Annotated in this window: 13 protein-coding genes; 3 read left to right on the top strand and 10 right to left on the bottom strand. The window is 39.9% G+C overall.

Annotated elements, in window-relative coordinates; genetic code table 11:
* Nucleotides 1-164: 164 nt before the first annotated feature.
* Nucleotides 165-1169, top strand: coding sequence for a LacI family DNA-binding transcriptional regulator (locus G622_RS0108050; RefSeq protein ID WP_026510284.1), 1005 nt, complete (start codon nucleotides 165-167; stop codon nucleotides 1167-1169).
* A gap of 172 nt (nucleotides 1170-1341) precedes the next feature.
* Here G622_RS0108050 and G622_RS0108055 read toward each other — a convergent pair whose 3' ends face one another.
* The 6 genes from G622_RS0108055 to G622_RS0108080 form a co-directional block, all read right to left on the bottom strand.
* Nucleotides 1342-2865 (bottom strand): DUF1593 domain-containing protein, encoded by a 1524-nt coding sequence (locus G622_RS0108055; RefSeq protein WP_026510285.1) that lies wholly within the window; start codon nucleotides 2863-2865, stop codon nucleotides 1342-1344.
* Nucleotides 2866-2867: 2 nt separating this feature from the next.
* Nucleotides 2868-5408 carry a glycoside hydrolase family 3 protein gene (locus G622_RS0108060; RefSeq protein WP_044957339.1) on the bottom strand — a complete coding sequence of 847 codons (2541 nt, stop codon included), beginning with the start codon at nucleotides 5406-5408 and terminating at the stop codon, nucleotides 2868-2870.
* Nucleotides 5409-5547: 139 nt separating this feature from the next.
* Nucleotides 5548-7455 (bottom strand): glycoside hydrolase family 2 TIM barrel-domain containing protein, encoded by a 1908-nt coding sequence (locus tag G622_RS0108065; protein WP_026510287.1) that lies wholly within the window; start codon nucleotides 7453-7455, stop codon nucleotides 5548-5550.
* A 294-nt stretch (nucleotides 7456-7749) separates the two neighbouring features.
* Entirely contained in the window at nucleotides 7750-8640 is an 891-nt protein-coding gene (locus tag G622_RS0108070) for a carbohydrate ABC transporter permease (RefSeq protein ID WP_330363586.1), read from the bottom strand.
* Between the two features lie 17 nt (nucleotides 8641-8657).
* A complete protein-coding gene (locus G622_RS0108075) occupies nucleotides 8658-9608 on the bottom strand; it encodes an ABC transporter permease (RefSeq protein WP_044914406.1) in 951 nt (316 codons plus the stop codon).
* Between the two features lie 84 nt (nucleotides 9609-9692).
* Nucleotides 9693-11342 carry an ABC transporter substrate-binding protein gene (locus G622_RS0108080; protein ID WP_026510290.1) on the bottom strand — a complete coding sequence of 550 codons (1650 nt, stop codon included), beginning with the start codon at nucleotides 11340-11342 and terminating at the stop codon, nucleotides 9693-9695.
* Nucleotides 11343-11577: 235 nt separating this feature from the next.
* Between G622_RS0108080 and G622_RS0108085 the strand changes: the two genes are divergently transcribed.
* Both G622_RS0108085 and G622_RS0108090 read left to right on the top strand, forming a co-directional pair.
* Nucleotides 11578-13320 (top strand): sensor histidine kinase, encoded by a 1743-nt coding sequence (locus G622_RS0108085; RefSeq protein ID WP_026510291.1) that lies wholly within the window; start codon nucleotides 11578-11580, stop codon nucleotides 13318-13320.
* A 38-nt stretch (nucleotides 13321-13358) separates the two neighbouring features.
* Entirely contained in the window at nucleotides 13359-14921 is a 1563-nt protein-coding gene (locus G622_RS0108090; RefSeq protein ID WP_026510292.1) for a response regulator transcription factor, read from the top strand.
* 254 nt (nucleotides 14922-15175) lie between these two features.
* Here G622_RS0108090 and G622_RS0108095 read toward each other — a convergent pair whose 3' ends face one another.
* The 4 genes from G622_RS0108095 to G622_RS0108110 form a co-directional block, all read right to left on the bottom strand.
* Nucleotides 15176-17872 (bottom strand): glycosyl hydrolase, encoded by a 2697-nt coding sequence (locus G622_RS0108095; protein WP_026510293.1) that lies wholly within the window; start codon nucleotides 17870-17872, stop codon nucleotides 15176-15178.
* 244 nt (nucleotides 17873-18116) lie between these two features.
* Nucleotides 18117-19139 (bottom strand): Ltp family lipoprotein, encoded by a 1023-nt coding sequence (locus tag G622_RS0108100; RefSeq protein ID WP_026510294.1) that lies wholly within the window; start codon nucleotides 19137-19139, stop codon nucleotides 18117-18119.
* Nucleotides 19140-19426: 287 nt separating this feature from the next.
* Nucleotides 19427-20656: a nickel pincer cofactor biosynthesis protein LarC gene (gene larC / locus G622_RS0108105; RefSeq protein ID WP_026510295.1), complete on the bottom strand. Its 1230-nt coding sequence runs from the start codon at nucleotides 20654-20656 to the stop codon at nucleotides 19427-19429.
* Nucleotides 20657-21097: 441 nt separating this feature from the next.
* The gene (locus tag G622_RS0108110) at nucleotides 21098-22414 is read right to left on the bottom strand and encodes an IS4 family transposase (protein WP_026510296.1); all 1317 of its coding nucleotides are present in this window, start codon (nucleotides 22412-22414) and stop codon (nucleotides 21098-21100) included.
* Nucleotides 22415-22615 lie beyond the last annotated feature (201 nt).

Raw genomic sequence — 22615 nt, forward strand, 5'->3', positions numbered from 1 at the left:
GTTTATGATAAAATTAACCTAAATTAAGTAGAATTAATCTTCTGCTTTCTTATGTTGTATTACTTGGCATCATCAAGATTTTCAGACGAAGCAGAAAAAATCATATATAACAATTTGGTTAATTATGAGTGAGACAGTACATCAGGAATCATAAAGGAAAAAATATGGGAATTACAGCTAAAGAACTGGCAGCAAAGCTTGGCATAAGCGCAGCCGCAGTGAGCATGGCGCTTAATGACAAGCCGGGTGTAAGTGCCGCCACAAGAAAGAAAATTAAAAATGAAGCCTTAAAATATGGCTATGATTTTAGCAAGATCAAAACCTCAGCTATAAAAAACGGAAAAATATATTTTGTCATATATAAAAAAAGCGGCGTAGTCGTTGCCGATACGCCTTTTTATGCTGAGCTTTCAGAAGGTATTACTAAGGAATGTCAAAAACAGGGATACAAACTAAGAGTTCAATACTACTACGAATCTGATTTCACACAATCCGACCTTGAATCGATACAATTTTCAGATTGTATCGGAATCATTCTACTTGCTACCGAGCTTAATTCCGCAGACCTTGGAATGTTCCTCAAGTTACCTATTCCGCTGGTCATACTTGATGGCTATTTCGAATCCGTGGACAGAGATTTTGTGACCATAAACAATACCCAGGGCGCTTACAGGGCAACACAATATCTTATAAGAAAAATCAAATCACAGCCAGGCTACCTTATGTCCAGCTATCGCATTCAGAATTTTGCAGAAAGGTATGATGGTTTCAGAAAAGCAGTTCATGAAAATGGGCTCTCAAGATCTCAGAGTATTATCCATGAGCTCTCTCCTTCCATTGATGGTGCTTACCATGATATGTGTGATATCCTCTCTCAAAGGAAGCAGCTTGCAAGGTGCTATTTTGCTGAAAATGATCTCATAGCTGTAGGAGCCATGCGTGCCTTAAAGGAAGCAGGTTACAGAATTCCGGATGATATCGCAATAGTTGGCTTTGACAATCTTCCCATAAGCCAGATAATAGACCCTTCACTTTCCACCATCAATGTGCCAAAGGCTGCCCTTGGTGGTGAAGCAGTTAAGCGGCTTATCATGCGAATAAACGATCCTGCACTTTCATATGTCAGAATTCAGGTATCTGCTTCCCTGGTAGACAGATACTCAGTTTAGTGTATTCTATTTACTTTCTGTTCCTTCTATTTTGAACAGAGCACTTAGTGTGATCCTTACTCGTAATTATATTAAGTATAATCACATTATGACCTTTTGCTCCTATCATCATATAATAACAAAAAACACTAAATCTTCGCAATTAGTTCCCTATTGTTCTATAGTTCTATTATTATTTAACCGTAATAATAATCTGCTTATAATCAAAGAGTTTGTAGTATCCTTTGGAAGCTGCCTTTGCAATGATGTGGATCTTATCTCCGCTCACAGCTGTATCAGGTATTACAATTTCTGTAGTAACTGCTTTATTATCAAGCACTTCTTTCGAAATACATTCATTTGAAGGTTTTATCTCATTTGCACATTCTGCACTTGCTTCTTTATAAACTCTAAAAGAATAATCAATTCCAAGCTTATCTGGATTTTCCGCAATCGCAGATATGGTAACGTGCTCTCCTGCTGCGGCACTTATATCGCAGCCCTCACATATTTTTAACAGAGGTGAGTGCTCCGCCTTCTCATAGCTGTCCTCTGCTGCCCAGGATACTCTTGCAGCAAAATCCCGCTGAATATCAGCGACATATCCCCACATGGATTCCTGCTCTGTGATATTTCCATCTCTGTCTGTATATGCATCCTTTGCAACATCAAAGACATTGCAGCTTACGCCCTTTGAATTCTTATAATCAACCTTCATGTAGCGCCCGCCAATGCCACCGTAGGTAAAGTCTTCAAGTGTCCTTGTTCCGAAGGGCAGAAGCACAAAAAACGTAGGTGAATCACCTTCAGACAGGAAGTCGTATTTATTTATTTCACCCTTTAAAAACTTAGCACCAAACCACTCGTTCAAAATATTGGGGTTCGATCCAAACTGACCTTCACTATTTTCGCCTTCATAGTGATGTCCATCAAACCAGGTACAATATCCCTTTATCAATGCACTGTCTTTTGACAGCAATTCCTTTTGCATAAATTCAGCCTTAAGAGTATCCTTGCTCTCTCCCTCAGGCATGGTGAACCAGGGATATGCATAGCTCATCATCTGGAGCGTTTTAACAAATTGAATGCCCGGCCACACTTCTGCCACATATTCCTTATAGGCAGGATCCTGCTCTCCGCAGGCAGTGATCACCACCTTTTTGGAAATCTTTTCATGAAGCACTGACCACTCATCTTTGTCTTTATACTCTTCTTCAATATCCATCAGTGCTCTTGCAATGGTATTGGTACCTCCCCACACCTGGATGAAAAGAGTTCTCTCATCATCATCAAGGATTCTCTCCTTTATGAGATCAGATCCTTCTGACGGTTTTTCCATCTCGCCTTCGTAGCCAATGTTGCCAACCTTGGTTATTCTCCTCAAATAGTCAGGAGTGGGATACCCTTCTGCATGCTTGCAGAGATTGGGGTAATCTTTTTCATAGTCATCTATTACCCTCATCATCCAGTCTGTCCCCGGCCATCTGTAGGGCTGATCAAAAGGTCCGGAGTTTTCTACATATTCTCCTGCATCAAAATCGTCTTTTACCTTTTTTTCAGCCTTTACAGCCCCAGGCACACCCTTCCAGTGGAATTTGGAAGATGTCTGAATTATTCCCTGAACATCGACTTCATTTGCATAAAATAAAAAGTGTCTAAGAGAATTCTGATCATCTACTTCAGCATCCTGTGTAATAATTGTTCTGATTTTCCCCATCTTCACACCTCATAGTTTTCCATTTTCATAACGAAATTCATAAGATGAATAACTGCTATTCTCATTTCATCCAGCGTGACTCTCTTTTCTTCAAAGCCCTTAAGAACCTGCTCTATGACCGGAGGACCACCCGGCATAACAACGTCATTTCCGGCAGCAACCGCATCTGCTCCATCTACAACAAAATCCATGTCTCCCCAGTCAGTGACAATGGCACCATCATATCCCCATTCATCCCTGAGAATATCTGTACAAAGCACCTTGTTTCCTGCAGTAAAGGTTCCATTAATCTTATTGAAAGAGCTCATAAATGAGACGGTATCTGTATTTTTTACTACCATCTCGAATGGCTTCAAATATATTTCTCTTGCCGCCCTTGAAGAAACTATGGAATCTACGGCATCAATATTTTTCTTGAAGCTTCCTCTTCTATAGGTTTCCTGCTCGTTTAATGCAAAATGCTTCGGGCAGGTTGTGACCTTATTATTTTCCATGGCACCTTTACAGATATTAACTCCCATGGTTCCGCAAAGGTAAGGATCCTCTGAGAAATACTCAAATGCTCTTCCCTCAATCGGATTCCTTATGATATTAAGTCCGGGCGCGAGCCATGCAGCAACTTTTTGTTCCTCTGCCTCTCTTCCGCATGCATTACCAAACTCATAGGCCAGCTCCTTACTAAAAGTGCAGGCCAACATCATCCCTGTGGGCCAGGCTGTTTTTCCAACGCTCGCAGGGCCATCCTTATAAAAGCAGGAATAGATTCCATACTTTTTAATAGCAGGATTAATGTATCCCGGATTAGCTGACGGATGAGAATTTAAGCCTATGTCAGTACCATCCGGATACTGAATTGTCACCGGTGCCTTTTGTCCGATGCCGCCAAAAGGAAGTCCCGGTCCATAACCATTACATAAAACAGCAAGCTCCTCAGTAGTCATCTGATATACGAACTCTTCAATGCTATTTCTTCCACACTTTACGTCTTCAAGTGTGATGATTTCATCACTCTTTTCAATGTTTTCAAAGCTATAGTCGTGCTTTGTGATTTCCTCTGTTATGAGATCATCGGATGATATATTGATTGTAGGGATATTTGCTGATTTTACCTCTTCTGCTTCTTTTATATTTCCTGCATCAAGTAGTTCCAGCTTATCTTTGTTGCAGGCTTTTATACCGATATCAGCAGTCACCTTCCTTACAGTGATGTCTTTTGCAACTTCAATTTTACCGCAGGGACTTACAGAATCTGAACTGTTACCTAAAAGGAGAATATACTCTCCTTTCGTAATAACATACTCTCCGCCCTTTTCTCCCATATCATTAAATACTGAAAGCTCTGCAAGATCAAAGGAAAGCGCAAGATTTGTTTCTGCTCCCGGTTTAAGTTTAGAAGTCTTTTCAAAATCCACAAGTTCCTTGTAAACACGTTTCTGAGTGCCTTCGGGCTTATGTACATAAAGCTGCAGGGTCTCTTTTCCTGAAAACTTTTCAGAGGTATTCTTCACCTTAAGAGAAACCAGCGCCCTGCCCCCGACACTAACAAGATTTATGACTTCAGTCTTGAAGGAAGCATAGCCAAGTCCGAATCCGAAAGGATAGCACACATCTTTTTCAAAGCTGTCAAAATATCTGTAGCCCACATATACATCCTCAATGTAGGCAGTAACAGGGCTTAAAGCTTTGTCTATGCTGCCGTTTTCCGTAGCAGACAGATTATAGTCCTCATAGGATTTAATATTTTTATTATCATCCTTGTTGCAGGAAAAATGCTCCGCGGTAGGATAATCTTCATATTTAAGGGCGGATGTCTGGGCAAGCTTTCCGCTAAAATATGCCTTTCCGCTTATCAGATCTGCAAGCGCACCGGCACCCTTTTCTCCGGCAGTTCCCATAAATATGCAGGCCTTAATTCTTTCATTTTCCTTCACCCACTTAAGGTCAATCATGCCATTTACATTGAGAACAACGATCACATTTTCAAAGCTGTCACAGGTCTTTTTAACAAGCTCCTTTTCAAGGTCACTTAAAAGATAATCATCCTTTATTCTTCTGTCACATTCTTCGCCGCCTGTCTGTCTTCCAATTACAACAATAGCGGTGTCTGTCTCCTTTGCTCCTTCGCTAAAAAGCTCATCTCCGGGAACCGGCTCAGGTGTAATTCCCTGATATTTTCCAAATAGCTCATAGATAATTCCGCTTGCAACAAGGCCTTCAAAATCCATGCCTGCCATATCCATGCCCTGCTTTTTAGCCTCTTCCTTTTCCTTTTTATCAGCATCCTGATAAAAAGCATCAAAGCCCTTCTCCAGATTAATACCCGCATTTATAAGCTCATCTCTTATCTGCATCGGATTATCACATCTTGAAGCACCTGATCCACCGCCTCCAATGATGGTGGCATTCTGAGTTCTTCCAAGAAGAGCTACCTTTTTTCCATTTTCCAAAGGCAGCACCCCATTTTCATTCTTTAGAAGAACCATCGCTTCAGTTGCGATATTCCTTGCCAGTATTTGTCTTTCATTCTCATTTTCATAACCCATAATTACTTCTCATATAATCCAATCATGCCAAAAAGGTGATTGGATTAATCCTTTCTCCTCTAAAAAGGTAATTTATATATGACTCATTTCAATAGATACGGATACCATAAACGCCTTAATGATGAGTGCTTACGTTATCTTACTCCTTATCAGGAATACCTTCCCATCTGTCCTTTATTCTAAATGCTATATCCTTGGGCTGACGATTTCTTGAAAATACACCCTTTTTATTTCCTGCAACCCTAAAGGTTCCTTCAACAGTCTGGAAATCCGCAAAGTTCCAGGTGAGCTCACCCTGCACGAAATCATATTTATCAAATATCTCAAAGTTCATGTCATAGTACTCATTCTGATATTCCTGAGTCCACATAGCTGAAGGAAGCTTATGTTCAGTAGAAAGAGTATCTGCACCAAACTCGGTAAATACGAAAGGCTTTCCTGTATTTTTTTCCTTCCACTTATCCATCTCTTCAATGAACAATTCCCTGGCATCAGAAAGCTCTGATCCGCCGCTAATGTACCAGCCGTAATATCTGTTAAGACTTATAAAATCGCAGAACTCATGGCACTGACATTTTTCAGGAGAAGATGTCTTTTCCAAAGCTCCCGTCAAAGGTCTCTTCTGTGGATCAATCCTTCTTGCTTCCTCAAATATCACTTTGAAATAGTCATGTGCAAAAGTACTTATGGTTTCAGGCTCATTGAAAAGACTAAATGAAATTACTGAAGGATGATTTTTATCTCTTCTTATCATCTCACGAACTGCGTTAAGATGGTTTTTCTGAAGCTGTGGCACAGTGTCTGTTTCAAAGAAATAAGTGTACTTTCCACCGCTACCTGCATCCATGAAGTTAAAGAAGGATCTCATCATACCAACTGCAGGAACTTCATCGATGATAAGAAATCCCTCTTCGTCAGCAAATCTGTACCACTCCTCTGCATACGGATAGTGACTTGTTCTAAAGCAGTTAGCTCCAATCCATTTCATGCATTCAAAATCTCTTTTTGCAATTCCATAGTTAAAGCCACGTCCGATTACATCAAAATCCTCATGCTTTCCAAAGCCCTTAAGATAAACAGGCTTTCCGTTAAGCAAAATCTTTGTTCCTTGTATGCTTATTGTGCGGATACCAATTCTATCCTCATATTTATCCTGCTCTTTTCCTGATTCTAATAAGACAATTTCAATATTGTAAAGATAAGGCCTGTGGACATCCCAAAGTACGGGTTCATCTACTGTAAGCTCACACTCTCCGCAAAGCTTCTCTAATCCAGGCTGCTCTGCATTGTCTTCATCATCTTCAAATTCATTTTCCTTACTACATCCGGGATTTAATGTAATGTCCTTAGTTGCTACTTCGTTTCCATCCTCATCCTTAAGAATTGCTCTTGCAGAATAATCAAGTTCCTTTATTCCCAAAGCATCAACAGAAAGCTTTACTGTTGCGGTATTATCCGTAATATCAGTAATCACTCCATAATCTGTTATACTGGCCGGATTGATGCTCATTAGCCATACTGAACGATGGATACCTGCATAATTGAAGAAATCAAAGTATGGCTTTAACAACTTATTCCCATTTTTGAGGGTACTTACTTTTCCGCAGGGAAGTGTAGTTTCATCAAGCTCGTTGCTTACTTTTACCACCAGCACATTTTTTTCACCAGGCTTTACTGCATCAGAGATATCACATACAAAAGGCAAAAATCCGCCTTCATGTCTTCCAACCTCTATACCATTTACATATACTACTGCTCTGTGGGTAACACTTCCAAAACGAATGTAATTTCTATGCTCTAAATTTGCATTAGAAATATGAAACTCGCACTGATACCAGAATGTACCACAATAATCTCTGGATGCTTTATCAGTGAAAAAATCATTAAAAGAAGCCGGTACAGGCATATTTATAGCATCCTTGGGAAGCCCATTATTCCAGCCCTCTTTTATTCCTCTCTCGTCAGGATCAAAACAAAAACGCCATAAGCCATCCAGCTTCTTCTCATTTCTAAATTCATTTGTAATTGGATATAATAAACTCTTCATACATTACCTTCTTTCCATATATATTTCTTCGCGATTAGACTGATTGCAGACCAAAACTACATTTCCGCAAAGGGAGTAACTAACAAAAAACTATATTTAGACTCGGAGCACGAATACCCCGAGTCTAAATGATTTTGATTATTTAATTATTGTTTGCCTTCATAAGGAAGTTCCGCTATCGCTTCGCTCGCCTATATAATTCTCACTAAGTTTGCCTTCACAAGGAAGTTCCGCTCTCGCTTCGCTCGCTGGAACACGTTCACACTAGGCTCGGAAAAACCTCGCCAAGTGTTCTCAGCCCTTAACTCCACCGAGTGTGATACCTTTCACGAAGTTGTTCTGGATGAAAGGATATACGATTATGATAGGAAGAACACCTACAACTGCCATTGACATACGAACAGCTACGCTGGGTATTGAAGCAAGTGCTGTGTTTGCGTTGCTGGCTACTGAACTGTTCTGTGTAAGGAACTGTATGTTCTGAATCATACGGTTAAGCAGGTTCTGTATTGAATACAGATCTGTTCTCTTTGTAAGGTAGATATAACCGTTCATCCAGTCGTTCCAGTAAGCAATTCCGATGAAAAGTCCAATTGTTGCTACGATAGGCTTGGCAAGAGGAAGTGCAATCTTGAAAAATGCCTGGAATTCTGTTGCGCCATCTATGTAAGCTGCTTCCAGGATTTCATCCGGAACGCCTGTTACGAAGTATGACTTCATCATCATAACATTAAATGCATTCATCAAAAGTCCGGGAACCAAAAGTGCAAAGAATGTATTTTTAAGTCCAAATACATTTGTGTAGTTAATGTAAGTAGGAACCAGACCACCATTGAACAACATTGTAAAAAATACGAGGAATGTGAGTATTCCTCTTCCGGGGAGGAATGTTTTTGATAAAGCATATCCCATCAGAGTTGTTATGGAGAGTCCAAGTGCTGTACCGCAGATTGTAAGTAAAATTGAAATCATGTAAGCGTGCGGCACTGAATTACCACTGGTAAATATGTATTTATAAGCTTCTAAACTCCACTGCTCCGGAATGAATGAATAACCGTTTCTTACAAGTGCATCATTATCCGTAAAGGATGAAATCACGAGAAGTATGAGCGGTATTACTGCACAGAGTGTTACGATTGTCATTACTATATGACCAAAGATTTGAAATCTTTTTTCCTGTCCCACGATTAAATCCTCCCTTCTTAGAATAATGCGCTATCCGGATCAAGCTTACGAACAGCAATGTTAGCTGCCATAACAAGGATGAATCCGACTATTGACTGATAAACACCGGCTGCTGCAGACATTGTGATGTCGCCAAGCTCGATAAGTCCTCTGTAAACGTAAGTATCGATTGTGTTGGTTACAGATAACAATGCTCCTGAGTTCTGAGGTACCTGATAGAAAAGTCCGAAGTCTGAATAGAAAATTCTACCGATAGCCATAAGTGTGAGCATGATAACTGTAGGTCTTAAAAGTGGAAGTGTTATACTCTTGATCTGCTGCCACTTTGAAGCTCCGTCGATGGCTGCTGCCTCATAGTAACTTCTGTCAAAACCAATTATTGTTGACAGATAGATGATGCAGTTATAACCGATACCCTTCCAAAGATTTACAAATACAAGGATGAATGGCCAGTACTGTTTTTCCTGATACCAGCTAACAGGATCTTTTCCTAAAGCTCCAAGAATTGAATTGTTGATAAATCCGTTTTCTGCTGATAAAAATGCAAATACAAGGTAGCTTACGATAACCGCTGAAAGCAGGTAAGGAAGAAGTATTACTGACTGATACACTTTCTTGATTTTATGTGTAAGTTCAGAAAGAATGATTGCTATTAGAATTGCGAATACTGTGTTTACTATGATAAACACAAGGTTGTAGCATATCGTGTTTCTTGTAATGATAAATGCATCCTGAGTTGAAAATAAATATTTAAAATTCTTAAGGCCCGCCCATTTGGAGCCGTAAATTCCGTACTTAGCTTTATAATTTTTAAATGCAAGAATAATTCCCGGCATAGGCATATAGTTGTTAATAAACATATATATAAGGCCCGGGAGTGCCATGATATAAATCGGTATAGAACGCTTAAGCAGTGACTTGCGTTTCTCGGGAGATAACTTTTGTTTTATCTTCTTTTGCTGTGCCATAACCCCGTCTCCTTTAATATGTCCTGCGCTTTCGCGCAGGACTTAAGAAATGAAATACTTTTTTTGAAATAATGTCAGAACAAATTACTGAACTCCGTTTGCTGCAGCCCATTCATCAAGTGCTGCCTGTTTTGCTGCCATATAGTCATCAAGACCTGCTTCCTTAAGACGATTTACAAGTTCAGGTAAACCTTCCTCAGGATTAATAAATCCAAGCTCAAGCTGTGACTGATATTCTGAATAAACGTTTGCAAGTGCTGTATACTCAGCTGAAACATCACTGTTATCAAATGTGAATCCCATAGCCTTTGAAGCTGTAGCATTGTCGTTGAACTCCTGCATTCTATCCCAGATTGTGAGTTCGTTGCCTTCCCAAATCTTTGCTATGAACTGGTTGGGCATTTCCCAGTTAACGTTGTTAAAGTACTCAGAATTGTTAGCATCGATACCATCAGCATATGTGATGTGTCCATCGCCTGTCTCTTTCCATTCAACGCCCTCTTCGCCCCAGCAGATAAGTGTTGATGCGTCAGGATCTGTGTAAAGAAGGTTAAGAACCTGCATAGCTGCTACCGGATCATCTGTGTTCTGGTTGATGCACCAAGGCATTGTGTTGTATGCACTTGAGCCCTTGAAATCAGGACCAAGCTGGAAGATAATCATATCTTCACCGCAAAGATTGGATTCCTGCTGTTTGATGCCGGGCTTTGTAGCTGTCTTATAAGCCATAAGTGAACCTGACTTAACCTGAACTGTTGTAGCATTTGTCTCTGTGATAGCATCAGGGGAAATCCATCCTCTCTGATTCCAGTCGTACATTCTCTGGCAAAGTTCCTTATACTGATCGCTTTCGAATAGATCCTCGATTTCAAGGCTCTCTGTAGGATTAAGGAGAACGCCGAAGTTATCTGAAGGAATATCGATTGCAAGGCACTGGCTTACAACTGAAGATACGTCCATGTAGAATACTGTCTTTTCAGGATGTGCTTCATGAAGCTTTGTGAAGATATCCTCGATAGTATCAAAATCTGAATAAATGATCTCTTCACCATCTTTGTAAAGTGAGTTGTAATCAAATCCGATTTCGTCAAGAAGTGCTGCAGGGATAGAAATACCAAACTTACCTGCTGCATCATCCTTCTTAACAGGTGTTCCATATAATGTTCCGCTTACACGGCAACCATCAATTTCATTTGTTCTGAATGCATTGAGGATTCCCTGTCCGTAATTCTGAATAAGATCATCTTCTTCAAGGTCAAGTGTGTATCCCTTATTTACACAAGGCATAAATCCAACTGATACTGCATTGAACAGATCAACCTGCTCGCCTGATGCAAGCATAAGGTTCATATTCTGTGAATATGAAGCTGCATCCATTATCTGAAGCTCAACCTTAACGCCAAGCTTTTCTTCTGTAATCTCTGAAAGCTTCTCTGAAATGCGATCGATTCCGGCAGGTGAACCTGCAAAGTTCATGTATGCGATCACAACTGTAGGTGTCTCGCCTGAATCTTTTCTCGCCTGGATAGCTTCCTCAGCTGCTGCGCTGTCGCCTGTAGCTTCTGCTGTGCTCTCTCCTGCATCCTCAGATGAATTTGCAGCATCTTCTGCTCCTGCATCCTCTGACTGCTCTGTTGCTGTATCAGCTTTTTCTGCACCGCCTTGGCCGCATCCGCTGAGTGCTCCGCAAACCATAGCGCCTGATAAAAGCAATGCCATAAGTTTTCTCTTCATTATTAGTTACCTCCCTTATTAAAGTCCAAATTGTTCACAGACACCAGATCATGTGTCTTGTCATCAACTAATGCAAATTATAAAATAGATGGGAAACTTAAAGTTGCACTTTTATTAGTTGTTTATGTAAATTTCTTATATGATGATCAAAGAAAAAAACAATACGGGATTATATTCTTTCAAAAGCAGGTTAAGGAGCTTTTTTTATCTTCTCTTAGGAGTGGTTATAGTTGCCATGTCAATATATGTGGGGCTGTTTACTTACACGCTTCAGCAGCGTACCTACAGAGATGTTATGCAGCTTCTTTCCTTATATAATGAGCAAACCAGTTCAAACCTTAAGAGCGTTGACTACTATCTTATGGAGCTCTCAAATTACAGCACGGACATATCTTCAGTAGCACTTCTTGATGATATAAGCGATAACTATAACAGTATTATTCGAATATCACAGATGTTTGAATTTAACTTAAGATCATTTCCTACCATAAAGGGTATGTACGCATATTTCCCCAGAAGTAAGAGGTGGGTTGGTTACAGTAATTCATCGGATTCAAGAATATCCCTGCAGCCTTATTTAAAGGAACAGTTTCAGAATGAGGAAATTCTTGCAGACATCAAAAATACAAATGGCTTAAAATGGATTCCATATAATTATGAAGATAATACCTATCTGGTTAAAACATTTTTTTATGACAACAGTATGGTCGGCGCATGGACTGATCTTAAGACTCTCGCTTCTTCACTTCGAAGTCTAAAGGACATGGATGCCCTTATTCTTTTTACAGATAAGACAGGGGATATTGTCAGCATAGAAAGTCCCTACTCAGAGGCAAAGGAACTCATAAATGATATTTCAGATTACAGAGAAAACATAAAGCTTCCGGTAAATGAATCATTAAACTCCTACTCTGTAATAACGGTTGCAGGAAAAAGCTATATGGTCACAACTGCTGAACTTGAGTATTGTGACTACTTTATTACTGCTATGATACCCATGAGAAAAATCATTTCAAGTACAGATATTTTCTGGGGTTATGCAATCATGTTTATCCTGATCCTCCTTATGGCATTTTCAGTTATTGTTTACTTTTTCAACAGACTTATCCATAGAACCATGAGTATGATGACTACCATGAATAATGCCATAATTGCAGGCGAACCGGAGCACAGAATCGATATATCAAATGAAAAATGTGTAGAAGTTCTTGAGGTTGCAACAACCTACAACAAAATGGTCGATCATATCCAGAAGCTTAAAGTAGACGTTTATGAGGAAGGACTGCAAAAGAAGAATTTCCAATTATTCTTTTTACGTTCTCAGGTTGCACCGCATTTCCTGATCAACTGCCTTAATATGATAACTTATCTTGCAGATGGCTCACCTGAAAATACTGCTGTGCTTCGGAAGATGATAGAAACCTTATCAAAACATCTGCGCTACACACTTGGCACGGACGAGCAGGTTCCTATTTCAAAAGAGTTGGAGTTTCTTGATAATTATGTAGAACTTACAAAGCTTCGTTTTCCGGGCTGTATTATTTATGAAAAGAGCATTGATGAAAGCTCCCTCAATGCCGCCATATTCCCGGTAATGCTTATCATGTTTATGGAAAATACTTTTAAGCATAATCTTGTAATGGGCGAGCAGCTTAAGGTAATTGACAAGATTGATGTATATGAAAATGATGGAAACAAAAGGCTTCATATCACACATATTGATTCCGGTGAAGGTTTTGATGATGCATTCTTAGAGGATTTTAAGAAAAATCATGCCACAACTATTAAAAAAGCTGATGGTTCTAATATCGGAATTAATAATGTAATCCACAGGCTTCAGCTCTACTACGGTGAGACAGCTTCCATGAACCTGACCAATGAACCGGGTATGGGTGCACGGATTGATATTGATATTCCATATGTAGAGTTTCAGGAAAGCAAAAACAAAAAAGAAACTGTTCACGGAATAATATCTTAAATTATAGTAAATACGCATTGTAATTAACGGAGATCAAAATGACCTTACTTATTGTTGATGATGAATTTTTACTGGTTCAGGGTGTAAAAAAGACAATTGACTGGAACGCCCTTGGTATCACTGAAGTTTATGAGGCATATAGCGCAGATCAGGCAAGAGCAGTCTATGAGGAGCATCAGATAGACATTCTCTTATCTGATGTGGAGATGCCAAGAGAAAACGGACTTTCACTTATTCACTGGGTAAAAGAAAACGGCTACAACTCCGTAAACATTCTTCTTACAGGTCATGCAAATTTTGACTATGCAAGAGAAGGCATATCCCTGCAGATCCTGGACTATGTACTAAAGCCCATCGAACAGGATTCACTTACTAAAGTTCTTAAAAAGGCTGTTGAAGAAGTGCTTTCCATCAAAGAAGAACGGGCTGCAAAAATCGCCCAGGCTGCAGATGATCTGTGGCAATATCTCTTCGATGGGACACTGTCTCCTGACCCCGATTCAATCGCAGAATATATAGATAATAATTTTCTTCCTGACGGGATCGCGGACCGCTCCTACTACTATGCCTATCTTCAGGTCCATTCCCCTGACGATGCCTTTTCAGTCCTTCCCGTTAAAAGCATTGTAGGTGAACTTTTTACGGAGCATTTTAATATCACTATAGTGGACAGAAGCTGTTTTATGCTCAGCATCTGTCTCCCCATAAATGCAGCTGCTGATTACGAAAAAGGCATTGTTTCAAGATTATCCAATGTAACTGAAAGGCTAAGTAAATCTTATCCTAATTGTAAGTTCCTGTTCTATTCCTTTGCAGATGCCCCGCTATCTGCGGCTCCCTATGCATATGAGCTGCTTGCCCAATATTCAAAGAGCATCATTTCCTCAGAGAGCAAAGTGATATCTATCATGAATCCCGAACTCTCAAATATATCTGCCAAAACCAGGGAACATAGCGAAAGAATAGAAGTTGAAAAATGGGAACAGCTTTTATCCGAGGGTCGATGTGATGATGTTCTTCTGAGTATCAAAGGACTTCTAATGCAGACGGATACCACATTTTCGTCAGGTTTTCTTCGGTCGATTTACTATGGGCTTTTGTCTGCTGTATTTGCAGTGCTGTCTCAGAAAAACTGCTCTCCTACCCGCATTTCAACGGAAATGGCAAGGACAGCTGATCCAAGAAGCATTACCTCTTCTGTAAACGGTCTTATTAATTGGGCCAAGTCTCTGCTCAGGACTTTTTCAGATGTAACAGCTGATAGTGGAAATGAGGAAAACACTGTACTGCAGATCAAGCAGTTTATTAAGGATCATTTATCAGATGCAGATCTTTCAAGAACGACCATTGCTGAGGCGGTACATATTTCGCCTGACTATCTCTCTTACTTTTTCCATAAGGAATCAGGGGAAGTTCTGTCATCCTATGTAAATGGAGAAAGGATTGCAGCTGCGAAAAAGCTCCTCATAAATTCACAGGCTTCCTCACAGGAGATTGCTGAAAAGACAGGATTCTCAAATGTATCTTACTTCCATAAACAATTCAAAAAAGCAACCGGGCTGACCCCCAATGCCTATCGGTCCGAATTCAAAAATAAGTGATAATAGGACGCCCCGGAATATATATATGACTTCACCCTCGTTGCAAAAAACGCATAATCGGTTGAAGTCATATATATATTCCGGGGCTGTATTTTGGTTACATTTAATATGTTTTTTTGAATTCATTCTGCGGTCTCAAAGAAGAATAGTCTACTAATTTCAGATATTTATTTTGAGACTGTGTTTTGGTTACATTTAATATGTTTTTTTGAATTCATTCCGCGGTCTCAAAAATGAATAATCTACTTATGTCATTAGTAGATTGTTACGTCGCCAATTATTCCTGCGGGGCTGACGATTTTGATGTCGGGACCAAGGAAGCCTGCGCCACCTGTAATCTTGTTTACAAGGCGCTCCAAGGTTGTTCTTACTTCAATCCTTAAGTGGTTCTCCCCATCCTTTACTTTGCCTGCAATTTCAAACAGATACGGCGGGCAAAGAGCACTTCCTGCATATTCGTCATTTATCCATACTTCTGCCGCTTCAAAGGCATCCTCAAGAACAAGATAATTATCTTCATTTTTTCCGTCAAAGCTTATTTCATATCTGATAATTCCGGAAAAATCAGGATCATGCTCAAGGATATTACTAAGCTCTTCCATCTTTATTTCATCCTTGAAATCAGGATAGTTTTCATTATCAGTAAAGCTTACTGTCCAGGTTCCTGAAATGTTTCTGCCCTCATTTGCGCACTTAGGCAAAGTCACTGCAATTTCTTTTACCTCTTCATCATTTTCAGGAACAACAACAATAATCATTTCATAGGGTTTCAGAGTAATATTTAATGTAATGTTGTCATCGCAATTGTAATCAGCAGAGATGATACGGTTCTTCATGGCATCATAGATGTAGGGTGTGCCATTTGCGGGAATTTCTACATCTCCCTCGAATTTTTCATAAATGCTTTCATTAGATATAAGGAAAACTTTTTCAGCCCCTCTGTCATAATGATATATTCTTAGGTTTTTAGATCTGCCCTTATTTATTCTTCCATTAGCAATTCCAAGTGTTCTTACCTTGTCTGCTAAATCCGGAAGAGGTACAATCTCCAGTCCTTTAATCAGTGCTTTTGCATCTTTATCATCGGATGACGCACTGTTATTTTGCGGTGCAAAGTCTGCAATAAGAACATTAAATTCTTTGTCCTTTGCATCCTCAAGGAATGACATAACGCTTTCAGGAAGATATTCTGCTCCGGGAATTATAAGTGTCTTAAACAGATGTCCATTGATATGCAGTCCCTCTTTATCAAGAATTGGAGCATATTCGCCTCCCATTACCAACGCATCAGCAGGAATTACATCAAAATCTATCTGCGCTTCGTCGAGTTTTCTTGCTACCTTCACAGCATCCATGTACTTCATTCCGGACCACTCAGTTTCGGCGTGATATAATACTGCAACTTCTGCTAAGTGTTTTCCTCCGCTAATGAGGTGAGATACTCTGTTGGCATATTTCATAAGCTCTCCAAAGGGCTTATAGAGCGGATTTTTACCATGAGCATAAAAATGAGGCGGGCAATCAAAATCCGGGAAATCCTTGGGGCTAAAGGCATGTGGTACATAATGATTAACGCCTCTTACAAGGAAATGATCAAGCTCATATTTCATAAGCCTTGTACCTTCTTCCCAGCCATAGGCACCAAATATCTCACACATGGTATTACCATGCTTCTTAGGATCAAGGTCAGCAAGAGATGTGCCAAGTCTTCCCAAAATGTGATGATAGAACTCTCCATCTGAACCAAGTCCCAAAAGTCCTTTGTGACTGATATCTGCTCCGCCCTCAGTAACCTGTCCTCCGATGTTATCTATTCCAGCCCAGTCCTGACCCCAAAGAGCCCTGAAATAATGCCCCTGAGAAGAACCAAGCTTTGTACTGTTGTCGTTATCTTCGACAATGTGTCCTATATATTGAACATTATGTTCTCTGCACCATTCACCGAGCTGCTCTCCGAAATTTTTCTTGCAGAGCCTGCTGACAATATCCATAAAGCCTACACGCACATCTGCCGTAAACTCACCGCTTCCAACATTCATCCAAAGTGCCGGAATAAGCCTTCTGTAATCAGCACCAAATCTATTTTCCATTTCTTCAGGCATCTCTTCGCTCCAGGGAAGAGGCATATTCTGATTGCCAATGGCTGAATCACTTCCGCTGTAACCTGACACATTTCCAATCTCCGGCTCATCAGAGAAAAATCCCAGGATAGTTTTTCCAAACTCTTCCTTATAGTGCGCATAATGGGGCTCATAGCAGGCATCAATCTGAATTCTGCAGGACTTCTTGCTAAGGAAGTTAACATAGCCATCTCTTCCGCCGCCATTATGAGTAGAGTAAATTACAAATACTCTAAAGACGCCGCCGGGTACATCCCATGAAAGCTTACCATCCTTAACCATGTCAGTAAGATCCAGCAGTGAATCGTCAAGATGATAAATATCATTTTCCTTGCCATCAAGTCTTGATGCTATAACAGCAAAGAGCTCGTCATCATCAAACTTTCTTTTTTCGCCGCCACCAAAAATGTCAGGCGCTGCAAAGGGGCTGTCATAGTGCTTTGCCGCTTTTGCAACATCCAGGGTAACCTGCTTTTTAGGTCCTGCCACGTCAAAGCAGGCATATTTAAGAAATTGCTTACAAAGAGAAGGATCCGCATCTGCCATCTTTCCTGCTGCCTGTCCGCTCGGGAAATGAGCATCATCAAGAATCCAAAGCTTCATATCAAGCTTTTTGGCTTCATCAAGAATTATATCCACATCATGAAACCAGCCATCACCTGCGTAGTCAGGATGCGGTCTGGCCTCCAGACATATCTCCTTCATATTTGCATCATGAATTACATTAACATATTTTCTTAAAGTAGCTTCGTCCTCTCCATGCTGCCAAAAAAACGGAAGAACGTAGTTACCATTTTGTTCCCTAATACAATCCAAAACTGCTAAATCCATATTATCCTCCAATCGTAATATCACTAAGCTCGTAAAAAATCTCGCCAAGTGGACTTGCATGGCTCGCACTAAGCTCGTGAAAAACCTCGCTAAGTGCTCTGCTCAAAATAAAAATGCTATACCCGGTTGATGAATACAGTATTCCATCATCAACGTGAAGTATAGCATTTAAGTATTTCTAATTCATTGCACTTTTTTTAGAAATAATTGTATTTTTTTTAGATATAAACAACAATACTTAAGTCTAATATCCAAGAGCGTTTGCAGCATATTCTGCTTCACTCTGAGTAAATTCATTACCAACCACAAGCTGGTTAATCAGCTCTTCTCTTGTATATTTGCTGGAAAGGCTAAGGTAAAGCTCAGCTTCCTTTTTTGCCATCTCATTCCAATCGACTAAGTTATTCTGCTCTATATAATTAACAGCGTATTCAGCTTCTTCACGGGTATAGTGTGAAGAATACTCTCCTGATAACATTCTTAAAAGCTCTGCTCTTGAAAAGGATGTATCCTCAGCAAGAGTCTTTGCCCATCTGGCAGCCTCTTCCTTAAAGTTTACAAGTCCCGCGTTCTCCATATATTCAACTGCTGCGGTAGCTTCGCTCTCTGAAAAACCATAGTACTCTTCCTGCATTGTCTCGATAAGCTCTGTCTTTGAATAAGGAATTGAAGTAAGAAGCTGTGAGGCTCTTCTTACAGCCTCTTTTTCAGGAATTGTAAGATCATCGATATTCGTTACAGTGGTCTTATTATCAGTCTGAACCTCTTCAGAGGAAGGTTCTTCTACTGTTGTATCTTCAACAAGATCAATATCCGGATCACTTGGCACCTCAGTTACAATCGGAGCTGTAGGCTCGGTATGAATGTTTGCCACACCGCTTGTAAATCCCAAAGCTGCTATACCGATAATTGCAGCAGCTATTCCACCTGCAACATAAACGGCACGTTTTCTGTTTTTTTCGTTAACCATTTCCTGTTGAAAATCATACATGCCTGAAGCATTTGATACATCGAATTTAGGAATCGAAGTATCAAACTGAAGAGTACTGCTTTGTGCATCCGCATAGGTTGATGCAGTTTCTACAGTTTTTCTTTCATCCTTTTTAGCAGTTTCCTCTTTTTCCATATAGGCTACTGCCATTCCCCCGTTATTAGCGTTTGATGTAAGCTCTGCCCCGCAATGTGTACAGAATCTTGCGGCCATGCCATTATCACTGTAAATTTCCATCCCGCATTTAGGACATTTTCCAACATAAAATCTCTCCATACTTCCCTCTTTCCATAACCTTCCTGTAATGACACATTCCCGATTAACTAAAATCTGAATGTGTTAGCCCTGACATAAAAACTAATAAGTGCCAGTAAGGTCATTTAAACTTTTATCAAAAGAAAGTTTATCACAAAGCTCTATTCATGGAAATGTCCAAATGCTCTGCTTACGCCTATTTAATTCATTCACACTTACAAAATGCAAAGATTTTTAAGTCTGTCAGCCATAGTAATTTACTGCATAAAGCTGCGTATCAGACATCAAACTTCTCTATAGAAGATCTTTTATAATCCTCTTCCGTTTTCTCTTGCAATTTTAGCCAGGTCTTCGTATTCCCTCTTTTCACGGCTGACACCATAACCTGATACCTGTTTTACTCTGATGTCTCCGTCTTTAGTATGTACAACCTTCTCTTCTCTGTTAAGGATATATCTGTTGCAGATACTCTCACGAATACCTATTGTTGTAGTATATTTGAAAATCTTTTTTACAAATTCTTCCTTAAGACTCTCTTTGCAAAGGACTGTCAACATGGTTCCTGGACGGTTTTTCTTCATCCCTATAGGAGTAGTGAAAACATCAGCTGCTCCCTCATCCATAAGCTGTTCTGTTGCAAAACCTATAGCCTCAGGTGTCATATCATCAAGATTGCAAACAAGCTCAACGATAGTATCTGTTGATGCGCTTTCACCGCCAAGCATAGCCCTTACGCAGTTTGCCTGAGGAAAATCCTTCCTGCCCATTCCGTAGCCAATCTTATCAACACTCATAACAGGCTGTGGCCCGAATCCTTTTGCAAAATATTTGATAAGTGCTGCACCTGTAGGTGTGCATAACTCACCTCTTATATCTGCACTGTAGCTTGGTACTCCACTAAGAATATATGCTGTTGCAGGAGCAGGAACCGGCAAAATTCCATGGGCACATTTTACCTGTCCGCTACCAACATGTATCGGTGAAGCAACTACATTATCAGGATTTAAGATGCGCATGATAAGGCATGTAGCAGCTATGTCTGCAACAGCATCCATGCTTCCAACCTCATGGAAATGAATCTCAGAAACATCTTTCCCATGGACTTTACCTTCTGCCTCAGCTATCAGCTTATAAACATTCAGAATATCTTTCTTAACTATAGCATCAGTAGTCAGAGTATTAACTATATCTTCAATATCCTTCATGCTTCTGTGTACATGATGGTGATGATGATCGTGGTCATGGTCATAATGATGGTCATGCTCATGATCGTGGTCATGATGATGCTCGTGATCGTGGTCATGATACATGCCATCCACATCTTCACTTATCTCTTCTTCGCCGTTGACCTTAACTTCAAGATGGCTGCCTATGATTCCACATTTTTCACTTTTAGTAAGCGAATAAGTGACACCCGGAACTCCCATGTTCTCAAGTCTTTTCACAACATCATCTCGATTTTCACACAACTCTAAAAGTGCCGCAGACAGCATATCCCCGGCAACGCCCATTTTGCATTCAATGTATAGTGTACTCATCTATGAATCCTTTCCTTATACCAATGCATTAAATAATGCAGACGGCAAAATAACCCTATGACACTGCAGTTGAAACAATCATTTTGAGCAATCTAATTGTATCACATTTATTATCAACTACTAAGGAAAAAATTGCAATGCTTTTATATAGAATTATTTATGCGTTACTGTTCACACCCAATGTCATTAACTTTAGAATGAATTAACCAACGCCAAAGATATGTTCGGTTAACTTTAGCATGATACATCATCAATAAGTTCCGAAAGCCAAGCTATTGCACTACCCTCAGCATAATTTATCGCTATAGAAATATTATTATACTGCACATTGACAATTGACAAGCATGACAAAAAGACGAAATCACCTAATGTTAATAGAGAGGTGCCTTCATCAGTATAAATGTTGTATGATTGTATATGGAAATGGTGGAACTCTATTGTTTAATTACGATAGCAGAAACTTATCGGAAGCTTAAACCTGTGCTGGCGGGCAAAGGTTCTTCCAGGCCTGATTGGCTCAATATTTTGAGCAATCAGGCATTCCACCTCCATTACGGTTAGACAGTCATGAATTCTCAGAAAATCTCTGCATATTTTAAAGGCTTCTGCAAAATTTGGCTGATACAGATATTTGGTATCTTGCTGTTCAATTTCTACTCCATTTATGATTTCTGAACTGAAATTATGGAGAATTGCACGTGCCCATATCTCTTGTACGATATACTCATATTTTTTTGAATGAAGTGCCTTAAGGCAAAGCGGATATTTGAGGTCACGGAATGAATTTTCCTCGTTCCATCTCATGTGATAGAGACCTTTAAAATCCTCGAAGTCGAACTCTATGTCTGGGAGATTTGTAACTATGTTCTCGTAGCAACCAGGCATAATTTCGAATCTGACAATGCGTAGCGAGATATTGTATTCTGGATGTTCATCATCAAGATAGTCCATTGGAACAGCCTGACAGATATATCTGTACTGATCTGCAAGGTCAGGCCAGTTGTATTTCTTTTTGGATTGTGTCCTCGTAAGAATGCGGTTGACACGGCAATCAACTTCCTTTAGTCCTTCTATTGAATAGCCGAGAATGCCTTTAAGCCGCTTATCGTTGCATCGAATTAGAAAGTACTGGTCGTTTTCGATAACATGTGCAAAGTTGTTATAGGATGCATATCCCATGTCGGCAAAATAGATTGTGGGAGGTCCGTCGTTTCCTGCCTCATCAAGCATTTCACAAAAGGCGGAATACTCATTGCGTTTTCTTCCGGGTTGGATTACAAGATTTGTAAACCTTCTGTCAAGTATGGAATAGAATGCATTGACATGAACTTGATTGAACCCTCGCGTAGACTTGCCATTAGGTTCAAAGAATGTGTCAGGATCATTGGGATTACGATAGATATCAATTGCTGAACCATCACAGGCGATGATCTGATATTTTTCGTTATAGAGTTTCTTGGAAAGTTTTGAGTTAAATGCAAACAGCAGATTTGCGAGAGCGTTCTCATTTAGCTTTTTTCGTTGCTTATAGAATGCGGCCTTTGATGGTGCTGATGTAGATCTCCCGAAATATCGATACAGTTCTTCTTTGATACAATCGGCCTCCATCGTAAGTAACACCATGATAGTTTCGTGAAATCCAAGTTTGCGATTTCTTGTGAAATCCTTACCCGGATTGACTGCATACAATTTGGGGTTATCTGCGATTTCGCTAATGGTAGCAAGTAACAGTGCCTTAATTGCGTCAGAATGTTTCATATAAGTGCCTCCTTGTAGTGAAAGTAACGTTTATGCCTTCACTACAAGGGCCGCACTCGTTACCTCTAAACAGCATCAGTAACGAGTGCGGCCGCGCATTTTGAACGGCTTGTCAACTATTTTTCATAATAATTTTTGTTAGGGGTAAGAAAAAAGCAGATCTTCGTTATTTACGAAAATCTGCTAAAGTAAATGACATTG

Origin of the sequence: Butyrivibrio sp. LC3010 (assembly GCF_000424385.1) — a bacterium.
In the GTDB taxonomy this organism is placed as follows: domain Bacteria; phylum Bacillota; class Clostridia; order Lachnospirales; family Lachnospiraceae; genus Butyrivibrio.